General features: G+C 36.9%; 12 protein-coding genes. 7 read left to right on the plus strand and 5 right to left on the minus strand.

Translation table 11 applies throughout. The annotated features are described in order from the left end of the window. Nucleotides 1–131: 131 nt before the first annotated feature. Nucleotides 132–1595 (minus strand): glycine--tRNA ligase, encoded by a 1464-nt coding sequence (locus tag ACFOW1_RS16635; protein WP_379015854.1) that lies wholly within the window; start codon nucleotides 1593–1595, stop codon nucleotides 132–134. 506 nt (nucleotides 1596–2101) lie between these two features. On the opposite strand from ACFOW1_RS16635, the gene ACFOW1_RS16640 reads away from it, so the two are divergent. After that, on the plus strand, nucleotides 2102–3010 hold the full coding sequence (locus ACFOW1_RS16640) for a DUF72 domain-containing protein (RefSeq protein ID WP_379015856.1): 909 nt from the start codon (nucleotides 2102–2104) through the stop codon (nucleotides 3008–3010). Nucleotides 3011–3083: 73 nt separating this feature from the next. Next, nucleotides 3084–4253 (plus strand): ATP-binding protein, encoded by a 1170-nt coding sequence (locus ACFOW1_RS16645; protein WP_379015857.1) that lies wholly within the window; start codon nucleotides 3084–3086, stop codon nucleotides 4251–4253. Nucleotides 4254–4283: 30 nt separating this feature from the next. On the opposite strand, the gene ACFOW1_RS16650 is transcribed toward ACFOW1_RS16645, so the two are convergent. Both ACFOW1_RS16650 and ACFOW1_RS16655 read right to left on the minus strand, forming a co-directional pair. After that, on the minus strand, nucleotides 4284–5564 hold the full coding sequence (locus ACFOW1_RS16650) for a Y-family DNA polymerase (RefSeq protein ID WP_379015859.1): 1281 nt from the start codon (nucleotides 5562–5564) through the stop codon (nucleotides 4284–4286). Between the two features lie 25 nt (nucleotides 5565–5589). Next, nucleotides 5590–6072, minus strand: a complete 483-nt coding sequence (locus ACFOW1_RS16655; protein WP_379015861.1) for a LexA family protein — start codon at nucleotides 6070–6072, stop codon at nucleotides 5590–5592. A gap of 60 nt (nucleotides 6073–6132) precedes the next feature. Between ACFOW1_RS16655 and ACFOW1_RS16660 the strand changes: the two genes are divergently transcribed. Genes ACFOW1_RS16660 through ACFOW1_RS16680 form a run of 5 tightly spaced genes read left to right on the plus strand, consistent with a single transcriptional unit; the run spans nucleotide 6133 to nucleotide 9989 of the window. Beyond that, a complete protein-coding gene (locus ACFOW1_RS16660) occupies nucleotides 6133–6489 on the plus strand; it encodes a hypothetical protein (protein WP_379015862.1) in 357 nt (118 codons plus the stop codon). Between the two features lie 23 nt (nucleotides 6490–6512). Further along, a complete protein-coding gene (locus ACFOW1_RS16665) occupies nucleotides 6513–7157 on the plus strand; it encodes a 2'-5' RNA ligase family protein (protein WP_379015864.1) in 645 nt (214 codons plus the stop codon). Next, the gene (locus tag ACFOW1_RS16670; RefSeq protein WP_379015865.1) at nucleotides 7154–8314 is read left to right on the plus strand and encodes a PA0069 family radical SAM protein; all 1161 of its coding nucleotides are present in this window, start codon (nucleotides 7154–7156) and stop codon (nucleotides 8312–8314) included. The genes ACFOW1_RS16665 and ACFOW1_RS16670 overlap by 4 nt, the downstream gene beginning before the upstream one ends. A 49-nt stretch (nucleotides 8315–8363) precedes the next feature. Next, nucleotides 8364–9254 (plus strand): hypothetical protein, encoded by an 891-nt coding sequence (locus tag ACFOW1_RS16675; protein ID WP_379015867.1) that lies wholly within the window; start codon nucleotides 8364–8366, stop codon nucleotides 9252–9254. 18 nt (nucleotides 9255–9272) lie between these two features. Then, a complete protein-coding gene (locus tag ACFOW1_RS16680; RefSeq protein ID WP_379015869.1) occupies nucleotides 9273–9989 on the plus strand; it encodes a DUF5131 family protein in 717 nt (238 codons plus the stop codon). Between the two features lie 90 nt (nucleotides 9990–10079). Here ACFOW1_RS16680 and ACFOW1_RS16685 read toward each other — a convergent pair whose 3' ends face one another. Both ACFOW1_RS16685 and ACFOW1_RS16690 read right to left on the minus strand, forming a co-directional pair. Continuing rightward, on the minus strand, nucleotides 10080–10910 hold the full coding sequence (locus tag ACFOW1_RS16685) for a hypothetical protein (RefSeq protein ID WP_379015870.1): 831 nt from the start codon (nucleotides 10908–10910) through the stop codon (nucleotides 10080–10082). Between the two features lie 62 nt (nucleotides 10911–10972). Beyond that, nucleotides 10973–11518: a hypothetical protein gene (locus tag ACFOW1_RS16690; RefSeq protein ID WP_379015872.1), complete on the minus strand. Its 546-nt coding sequence runs from the start codon at nucleotides 11516–11518 to the stop codon at nucleotides 10973–10975. Nucleotides 11519–11750 lie beyond the last annotated feature (232 nt).

Genomic DNA, 11750 nt, shown 5'->3' on the forward strand with positions numbered 1-11750 from the left:
AACCGCCGCAGTGTGCGACGTAACGATGCTAAATCCGATAGCTATCGGATGAAAAACCGAAGCTGGTTACCAAAAGAAAAAATCTGTGAAAATCCATTCAATCAGCGTCATTTGCGTTCCTATCTCAACGCTTACATCACTTTGCCCAATACTAAATTTTTTACTTCACTAATTGGTATACGTTCTTGCTGCATGGTATCTCTATAGCGAATGGTTACAGTTTGGTCTATTGGCGTTTGGTTATCGATTGTTACACAGAATGGTGTACCAATAGCATCTTGACGGCGGTAACGCTTGCCAATGGCATCTTTTTCTTCGTAGAAGCATTTAAAGTAAGGCTTGCATTCGTCCATTAATTTGGTAGCTATTTCTGGCAAACCATCTTTTTTGGTTAATGGCAAAATGGCCAATTTGTTAGGCGCAAGCTTAGCTGGTATACGCAATACCACACGGCTATCGTTGGTGCCATCTTCTTTTGGTATTATTTCTTCTTCGTACGAGTTAGAAAGTATCAACAAAAACATTCTATCTAAACCAATAGAGGTTTCTATTACATAGGGTATATAATTACCGTAAGGCTTACCAGTAGCAGGGTCTATATCGTTGTCAAAATAATTCTGCTTCTTTTTACTATACAGTTGGTGCTGCGTTAAATCGAAGTCGCTACGGCTGTGAATACCTTCAACCTCTTTAAAACCTATTGGAAATTCAAACTCAATATCGCAGGCTTCTTTAGCATAATGCGCTAGTTTAATATGGTCGTGGTAGCGATATTTTGCTGGGTTGATACCCAAGCTTAAATGCCATTGCAAGCGGGCTTCTTTCCAATATTTATACCATTCGCCTTCTGTGCCAGGGCGTACAAAAAACTGCATTTCCATTTGCTCAAACTCACGCATACGGAAAATAAATTGCCTAGCCACAATCTCGTTTCTAAAAGCCTTACCAGTTTGTGCAATACCAAATGGTACTTTCAAACGTGCTGTTTTTTGCACGTTTAAAAAGTTTACAAAAATACCTTGCGCCGTTTCTGGTCTTAGGTACACAATATTGTCATCAGGGTTGTCTGATGCTACGGCACCAAACTCTGTTTTAAACATGAGGTTAAACTGGCGAATCTCTGTCCAGTTAGTAGTGCCACTTACCGAGCATTTAATTTTGTGGTCGTCTATCAATTTCTTTAAGCCAGCGTAGTCTGTTGCCGCTTCTAGCTGTTGCATGTCATCTATCAAGGCGTTCTTGTCGGCTTCAGGCAAGGTATCAGCATACGCTTCTATCAAATGATCTACACGGTAGCGCTTTTTGCTATCCTTGTTATCAATCATCGGGTCGCTAAAATTATCAACGTGGCCACTCGCTTTCCAAGTAGTTGGATGCATAAAAATAGCTGCATCTATACCCACAATATTATCGTGCATTTGGGTCATACTTTTCCACCAATAGTCACGAATATTCTTTTTTAGTTCGCTACCATTTGGGCCATAATCATATACAGCACTAAGGCCATCATAAATTTCGCTAGATGGAAATACAAAGCCATATTCTTTGGCATGAGAAATAATCGCTTGAAAAATATTATCAGATTGTGTGCTCATAAGGATGCAAATATAATTGTCTCACAGCGCATTTAGAAGTCTACCAAAAAACTGCGTTTTTTTATGTTACCGGCTGTTGATTACCTGTGTAGCTGCTGTTGCGAATAACCTACTAATAATAGTAACTATTTTATCAAAGAACTTAAAACAAATCTAAAGGTCGCACTACCGATAGCTATCGGTATGTACGCTTATAACCTGCTTCAGCTTGTAACGAAGCGAAGCATTAACAAGTAATACTTGAAATAGCATAAGCGAAAACGCCAACACAGATAACATAAATTGTCCAAAAGCATAGTTTTAGATAAAAAGTATGTTCAAACTTGCCTACTTGCCTAATAATAAAGTATAAAGCTAAAAGCGGTAATCCTGTAAATATGCTTGTAAAGAAGATGGAATAAATTATTTTGTCAAACATCAGTGAGAATTACCGTTGCAGAAATAAGCAACAAGTTAAAGGTCATATTTTGCTTAAAGTTACCTTCACGTTGTAAATATGTTAGTTTATGGAATTTGGTCGTGTACCCGAAAGAGAATTAGATAATATTAATTTTACGTTGCCTGATGAGCCAATGTTCAATCAGGCAATTCTTAAAGGCTTGCCTGCCACTACACCTAAAGTGTACATTGGCTGCGCCAAATGGGGGCGTACAGAATGGGTAGGTAAAATTTATCCAGAAAAAACCAAGGAAAAAGATTTTTTACAACATTATGTGCAGCATTATAATAGTATAGAATTAAATGCAACGCATTACAAAATTTACGGTACTGAAGGCATTGCAAAATGGGCTGAAAAAGCCGCTGGTAAGGACTTTCTTTTTTGTCCCAAAATGTACCAAGGTGTTACACATCGAGGCAGCTTAACCAATAAAGATTTTGTAACCACTGAGTTCTTAAAAGGTATTCTCGCTTTTGGTAAGCATCTTGGGCCAACTTTTGTACAGGTGAGCGATACATTTACGCCTAATAGAAAAGAAGAGTTGTTTACGTTTCTAAAATCGCTACCAACCGATATGCATTTTTTTCTCGAAGTGCGTCATCCAGATTGGTTTAACAAAGCTGCCGTACGTGAAGAATTGTTTGCCACATTGAAAGCCTTAAACATAGGTGCAGTAATTACCGATACTGCTGGTAGAAGAGAGTGTTGCCACATGCATATTACAGTACCTAAAGTATTTATTCGCTATGTGGGTAATAGTTTACACGCAACAGATTATACACGTATTGATGCATGGATTGAACGTATGAAATATTGGCTTTCTTGCAACATACAAGAAGTATACTTTTTCATGCACATGCACGATGAAGCAACTTCACCAGAACTCACAGTATATCTCGTAGATAAACTGAACAAAGCTTGTGGCTTGCAATTACCCAAACCCAAGTTTAGAAGTAGTAATGGCTCATTGTTTTAAATGAATGATTATCAACCCCGAAAATCCAAAATTCAATTTTGGATTTTCGGGGTTAGTACGTTAGCTTTGTGCCATGATAAAGCGCATACTAGAAAGCAATATAACCGATGCTTTAGAATTTTTTCCAGCGGTTGCAATTCTTGGCCCAAGGCAAGTAGGCAAAACCACCTTAGCAAAACAAATAGCTAGTACTAAAAAGAATGTGGCTTTGTATTTAGATATGGGAAAAACAGCCGATCGAAATAAATTAAAGGATGCACACAGTTACTTAGAAACCTATAAAGACCGATGTGTTATTTTAGATGAAGTACAACTATTACCTAACTTATTTTCTGAATTACGCCCTTTAATAGATGAATATAAAAATCCTGGTCGCTTTATTTTACTGGGTTCAGCATCACCTAGTTTGGTAAAAGGCGTGTCGGAAACATTGGCTGGTAGAATTTCTTACACAGAACTTACGCCCTTTGGTTTATTAGAAATTCCTAGAAATATAGCTAGGCAAAAGCATTGGCTATATGGTGGATTTCCTGATGCATTATTGGCTAAACAGGATACGCAAACATGGGCCTGGACAGATAGTTTTATACGCAGCTACATAGAGCGTGATTTAGAATTTTTATTTGGTGTAAATCTATCATCATCTATTATACAAAAACTATGGAATATGCTGGCACATGTGAATGGTGGTATCTGGAATGCCGAAGTATTTGCTAGATCTTTGGGTGTTACAGCGCCTACCGTATTGCGGTATGTAGATTATTTAGAAGGCGCCTACTTAATTAGGCGCTTACAGCCTTGGTATATAAATGCTAGTAAGCGCTTGGTAAAATCACCAAAAGTATACATTCGCGATAGTGGTATTTTGCATAGTCTCTTACGTCTCTCATCTATTGATGATATTCTTAGTCATCCAGCGGCTGGCGCATCGTGGGAAGGCTATGTCGTTGAGCAGATTTATCAATTTAAAGATCGCAGTATTGATATGTATTTTTATCGCACCCATGATGGTGCTGAGTGTGACGTGGTGTTAGTAAGAGGTGTTCAGCCATTAGCGTGTATTGAAATTAAACTTACAAACGCACCATCGATTTCTAAAGGATTTTACACTAGTGCAGTAGACTTAAAAGTAAATAATAAGATTGTAATTACACCTAGCAGCGAAGAGTACGTTAGTAAGGATAACGTTGTTGTAACAAGCCTCTACAAGTTTCTGAAAGAGCATTTGCCTCTAATTAAATAATCCTGAAAATCTAATTCTAGATTTTCAGGATTAGCCTATTTCATATAATTCATCCCATCTTGTGGTATATCTTGGGCTATGAAAGTTTTTCTGCATTTTCCAATTGCGTGTAGTACCACTAGCGGCAAATTTGATAATATCATCACGCATTGCAAAGTTCATGTTATCCATCATGTTCATTAGCATGCGGCTTTTATTGGTAGCTTCTGGCACAAATAAGTTGCCCTGAATAGAACTGTCTGGTACAATACCGCTAAGGGTTACGCCAGCCTTTTTGTACAATCTACCTTCTTCAAATAAACTATCTACCAGTTTTACCGCTGGCTTTATTAGTTGGTTGGTAATAGAAGTGGCATTGTCTAAAGTAGTGTAGGCGCTAATGCTGGGTCCATGCCTAAAGCGTCCTGTAGTAGATGGTTCTTTAGGCACTACAAACACGCTAATAATATTGGCTGCACTATATTGTCTACGTAATTTTTCAGCAGCTCTAGAGGTGTAGGTAGCTACCGCTTCTTTTATACTCGCAATATCTTTTACAGGCTTACCAAACATTCTAGTAGTGGCAATCATTTTTTTATTTACCAATTCTTCTTCCATCACAATACTTTCAACGCCCTTAAGTTCACGTAATAATCTTACGCCTACCACACCACCTAAATGCTTATGCGCCCATTCTATATTTTTAAGGCTCAATTGCCAAGCAGTTTCTATTTGCATATGCCTTAGCTTTTGTGCATACTGACGGCCAACACCCCAAATATCTTCCACCTCAGTGCGTTGTAATGCTTGTTCTATTTTTCGTGGTGTATCGAGTATTAAAATACAGTTGGTTATTACTTTATTCTTCTTGGCCAATCTATTAGCTACCTTACTTAACACCTTGGTAGGTGCTACACCAATAGATACTTTGATACCTGTCCACATTTCTACAGTGTCCTTAATATTGCGCACTGTTTCGTGTAGTTGTTGTTTGGGTACTTTATCTAAGTTTAAGAAAGCTTCATCTACACTGTACACTTCTACATTGTCTGTACCAATCAACATACGTAAGGTTTCCATCACACGCCAACTAAGATTGCCATATAAATTGTAATTAGATGAAAACGTCGCTACACCATGTGCTTCTATTAAGGGCTTTGCTTTAAAATAAGGGCCTGCCATTTCTACACCAAAAGCTTTAGCTTCATCGCTACGCGAAATAATACACCCATCGTTATTGCTTAACACAACAACAGGTTTGTGCTCTAAATCGGGCCGAAACAATTTTTCACAAGAACAATAAAAACTGTTACAATCAATAATGGCTTTCATAAATCTTAATACTTTCGTTCAATCATTATTTACGCTTTTGTTGTGTGGCATTTTTATTAAATGCCATTAAGTTAGCATCAAGAATATGTATCACGCAAGTAACAACACCCCAACTTTGAAAAGCGGTAAATTCATTGATTTCTACCTCTTTATACTTTTTGTTTTCTGGGCTTAATGTGGCTTTGTTAAACGATTGTAGGTAGCGCCTTACCATCAAGTCGCCATCTACAGCAGCCACAATAATTTTATTATTCATGGCTTTAATACTTCTATCTACAATTAAAATATCGCCTGCATTAATACCAGCGCCTACCATCGCATCGCTATTCATTCTAAAAAAGAACGTAGCAGGTTTGTTCATAATCAACTGCTCGTTTAAGTCAATACCACGTTCGGCATAATCATCGGCTGCAGCACCAAAGCCTGTAGCATTGGCTGTTTGTACATCTTGTTGGGTAAATTGCTTAGTGCCTGTATAGGCTGCCTTGCTAAATATTTCATGGTCCATAAAAATTAATTTTGAAATGCTAAAATAGTTAGTATTTTTATACCACAAAATTTAGTTTTTATGAATCCAGCACTAATATTTTCTAAGCCTCAACAAATTGACTATAAAATAGTAGCTGAGTGCGATAGCCATGGCGCCAAACTTGCATTAGCGGGTTTTTGCGCAGCCGAACAAACGGAAGCAACACTATTTAGGTATCTGCGAAATATGTGTTTATTAAGCGATGGCAGCCTCACCAAAACGCACGGCTTATTGTGTAGCACCTTAGCCGAATGGCAAACCGCTTTAAACATTCCATCGGCACAAATGCTACGTAATGTAGCGTTTGATGTATGTGATGATAAACTACAAGCCCTGTGTTTGTATCGCACCAAAGCCGGCGAAAGCGAACAATTGATTAACCGAATATTTCTATAAAAACTATTAGCAATATTGTTACTATGTCACATCTACTTTTAAGTAATGCTTATACTAAGCAGCCGCTATTTAGCAGTAAACAACTTGCAGTGAGTGAATACTTGTTGATACTGCAACCACACGAAGATTTATTTAATAAAATATTGGATCTTAAACGGGCATTTGCGGATAATTACGACTGCCCAATGGCGGCTTTTTTAAAGCCACATCTTACGCTGGTGAAGTTTATGCAGTTTGAAATGCATGAAGCCAGAATTATTCAAAAGTTTGAGCAAGTAATGGCTACCAATGCGCCTTGTAAAATAGATTTAGAAGGCTTTGGTGGTTTTCCATCACACACAATTTTTATTAATGTTAAAACGAAGAAGCCAATCGTACGCTTGGTGAAAGAGTTGCGACCAATACAACCGTTACTAAAATTTGATCAAGAACATAAGCCACATTTTATAACCGAGCCACATATTACCATTGCTAGAAGATTACAGCCTTGGCAATATGAAAAAAGCTGGCTTGAATACAGCAACACACCTTTCACAGCCAGTTTTATGGCTACCAATGCCATATTGCTAAAACGTAAACTTGGCAATAAAAGCTATGCAGTAGCGGCTAGTTTTCCATTATTGGGCAAAGAAAAAGAGAAGGTCATGCAGGCGTCGCTATTTATATGAACCAATGGTATTACAAGAAAAAAGCCTCACAAGAGATTGTAAATGAATATATGAGTAATATCAATGATAATCCCAATGCTAAACCAAAACCTTCCGTTGAAGGCAATGCCGCGTACCTAAAAGGCAGGGGTGCGCAAATCAATACGAAGAACCGCTTTTTAGCAAATGAAACTGTAAAAGCACATATAGAAGCTATCGATGACTGGACAGAATCCAACGAAGCCACGGTGTATTTCGAAGACCATGCAAAGAGCATTGTAAATAAAGTAGATAGCCCCGATGTGGGTATGTTTTACAGCATGAACCCATACCAAGGTTGTGAGCACGGCTGTATTTATTGCTATGCTAGAAATGCACACGAATACTGGGGCTACAGTGCTGGGCTAGATTTTGAACGTAAAATAATTGTAAAGAAAAATGCACCCGAATTGCTGCGCAAATTTTTGATGCACCCAAAATGGGAATGTTTGCCCATCAGCCTTAGTGGCAATACAGATTGTTACCAACCTGCCGAGCAGAAGTTTCGCATTACAAGGCAATTGCTAGAAGTGTGTAATGAGTTTAACCAGCCTGTAGGTATGATTACCAAAAACGCAGGCATGTTGCGCGATAAAGATTTACTGCAAAAGATGGCTAGTAAAAATCTTATTAGCATATTGGTAAGCATAACAAGCTTTAACGAAGATTTGCGCCGTGTGATGGAACCACGAACTACCACAGCCACACAACGCTTAAAACTGATAAAAGAACTGAGCGATATGGGTGTGCGCATGGGTGTTATGCTCGGGCCAATGATACCTGGCTTGAATGAACATGAAATGCAACGCATCATGCAGGCAGCAAGTGAAAACGGTGCAACATTTAGTGCCTACACATTTATACGGCTCAATGGTGCTATAAAATTGATGTTTCATGATTGGCTGTATAAGAACTTTCCTGATAGGGCAGATAAGGTATGGCACTTGATAGAAAGCGGCCACGGTGGGCAAGTAAATGATAGCCGTTATGGCAAGCGTATGAGAGGCGAAGGCCCAATAGCAGAACTGGTACGACAGCAATTTATTAAATACAACAAACTCTATAACCTAAACGCAGAACGTTGGGGGCTTGATACCACACAGTTTAGAAGACCTGGTGAACAGGGGAGGTTGTTTTGAAAATTTATTATTGTTGAAGTAATTTTAATCCTACTCAATTAATAAAAGTATGTCTTTAATTTCTACTGATACTTATATAAAAACTTTTGAAAAATTGCTTAATGATAATTCTATTTCAGAATTCGAATTTGATTCTTTGGTTGAAGACTTAATACATCAAGTTCCTTTAGGAGCTCAATCAGTACAAATCCCTTTTTTAATTAGAACTTCTTTACTTAACAAAAACGAGGTATGTACAAATATTTCTCGTTGTTCATATGTACCTGATTCTAAAAAGAGTAAGATTCCTTTGCAACGATGCAATGTTGAAGGGCAACAAGTTTTTTATGCAAGCATAGCTGGCGGGATGGCAAATTTTAGTGATGGGGCTCAACCTTCATTAATGGAGACTACTATGCAAAAGATACTTGATGACTCTTCTTTCAATGGAAGAGTTGCTGCTGTATCAAGATGGCAGATTATAAATCAACCCATATTTTGGTTTTTGCCTTATTACTCAAACTCAATTGCAAACAATAAAAATTTCCATTTTTTGTATAATCATTTTGATAATTCTTTAAAAGGAATGTGTCAATCAGATGACGATTATCTGAATTTCACTGAAAAATTAAAATACTTGAGTGAGTTGTTTTGTAAAAATTCCAATAGAGAAAAGGCATACAAAATCACTGCTACATATTACAATAAAATAATGATACAGTTCAAACCTTTTGACAACTTTTATGATGCATTAATTTATCCAAGTGCGAATACAATGGGGGAAGGAATGAATATTGTATTGACCAAAGACTATATTGACCAAAAAAATATATGGTGCGATTTGGTTGTACTTTATGAAATTAATAGAAATGTCAATAACCCTAAGGATATTTGGTTTATACCGTTTGCAGAAGCAAATCCGGATAAACTTGGTAACTTAATTTTTAAGCAATTGCATTAAAACCTTACTAGAATAACCATGGCACAATCATCAATAGAGTGGACAGAAATGACCTGGAATCCTACAACTGGCTGCAATAAAATTTCAGCAGGTTGTAAGTATTGTTATGCAGAAGTAATGACGAGAAGATTAGAGGCAATGGGCATTGAAAAATATAAAGACGGCTTTGCTGTAAGAACGCATGAAAATGCATTGAATACGCCTTACGAGTGGAAGAAACCTAAAGTGGTATTTGTTAACTCAATGAGTGATCTTTTTCATAAAGATGTACCTTTTGAATTTATTGAGAAAGTATTCACCGTAATGAATAATACACCGCAGCATACTTACCAAGTGTTAACCAAGCGGGCTGAACGTTTATACGAGTTGCATCATAAGCTAAATTGGGCAAACAATATTTGGATGGGCGTTTCGGTTGAAGATTCAAGAGTAGTTGAAAGAATTGACTATTTGAGAGATACCGATGCGAAGGTGAAATTCTTATCCTGCGAACCGTTAATTGGTGCGTTACCAAACTTGAACTTAACCAATATTGATTGGGTAATTGTAGGTGGTGAGAGTGGTAGAAAAGCGAGATCTATGCAAGAATCTTGGGTTTGGGATATTAAACAACAGTGTGATGAACAAGGCGTTGCTTTCTTTTTTAAACAATGGGGCGGTGTAAATAAGAAAAAAGCTGGCAGGTTATTAGGCGATAGAACTTACGATGCCATGCCTGCAAAAGATTTTATTTAATATCAATGGTACTTTTAAACCGAACTCAAAAAACCCATCGTGCAAAATAACTAGAGCAATGGTTAAGCTATATGCTAAGAACCTAAAATGTTATAAGCGACAACCAATACCGAAGGTAGCATAGAATAAATTAGTACCTCGCTCGGATTGCGAAGGATTATTAGCAACAAGTATTAGGTTTTGTGGTGCCACATAACTAGGTGTAATAGATGCATTGAACTTACCACATACAAATACTATTGGCATTGAAATTTCGTAAGATAAAATATTGAAATTGGTAACTGTTTCAGTAGTTTGTTGTGTGTAAGGTAGCCCTAGTAAGTTTCGCTTTTGCTCTTGATAAGTGTTGCTGAAATTTTGTGTACCAGCATAAACATATACCGACGGGTTGAAGGCGAAAGCCATATTTTTTAATCCTTTTTTATAAAGGAACAAATGGTCTAAACCAAAAGTGGCACCATAATCTGTTTTATCGCTAAATTTTAAATCTCCACCAATATTGATATTTATAATCTTATTCGTAAAAGCAGTATTAATACCTGCTTGAGATTTTAATGCAGATTGCACTAATAAACGCTTATCATTGTAAATAAATTGTGTGTAAAACACATTGCCATTAAAGTGTGTAGTAGCAGGTATTTGATAGCCAATTTCAACGGTAGTACCTACATATTTGGTAGGTGTAGTAGCGTTATTAACAAAAATAAAATTACCAGTTGCATAGATACCTAACTTACTTTCTAAACTCATAGATGGCAATAATCCACTGCTTTGTATGCTATCGGTTCGGCCAAAATAATGTAACCTTGTTTGATAATTAATAGAAGCAATAAAGTGATTGCTTTTTGTATTTGTAGAATCGCTTTGTGCCAATGAAATGAATGGCAATAGCAACCATATGTAAAGTAATATTGTTTTCATAACAGTTGTTTTAAGACAGTTAAAAAGGGGCACAATTGTGCCCCGTATAAAGCTTGAAATACTTAGTTTTTTATAGCAGAAATATTACTTTTAACCGATGTTTCTGTAGTAGCAGATACCTTAGTATCTTTTAAAGATTTAGCTTCTTTTTTTACTTTATCTGCTTTTACTTTTGCTTCGGCTTTCATTTTTGATGACTTCACTTTGGCCTCATCTTTCATTTCCTTTGTAGGCAATGTAGCATTTGCTGATGTGTTTAAATTGGCCCGTAACTCATTGCTGGCAGATGCAGTATTATCCTTCTTTTTAGCATCTGTGTTGCTAGTTGCATTGGCACTCGCATCTGCATTTACACTAGTATTTTCTGATATACTTTTTGTAGTGTTAATAGCATTTGATGTAGCGGCTTTTGAAGCACTAGTTGTGGCCTTTACTGAAGCTGTAACAGCATTGGTGGTTTTACTTACTACATTACTTACTTTGGTAGCATTCACTGTGGCTTTGGTTGCTGCACTTGCAGCAGTAGAAATACCTAATTGTGCGTGAACGTTAGCGCTAATAAATGTGATAGCCATAACACCTGCAATTTTACTAATGAATGTTTTCATAATTTTTGTTTTTAATGATATTTTGAAGTTTGATAACGTTAGTAGATTTTCAACTTTCATGCCAAAACAAAAAAGTATAATTAGTGCATATGCCATGTAACCCCTACTACCACTGGGTTACAGAAAGAAAATGGCAATATACGAACCTAGCTAGCATTTGGATTTTGCTTGCTAATAAAAACAATCATTTTAGCTTTATTTTTAACAAGTATTATTTGAAAACACGCAAAAA

Origin of the sequence: Parasediminibacterium paludis (assembly GCF_042651445.1) — a bacterium.
Classification (GTDB): Bacteria; Bacteroidota; Bacteroidia; order Chitinophagales; family Chitinophagaceae; genus Parasediminibacterium; species Parasediminibacterium paludis.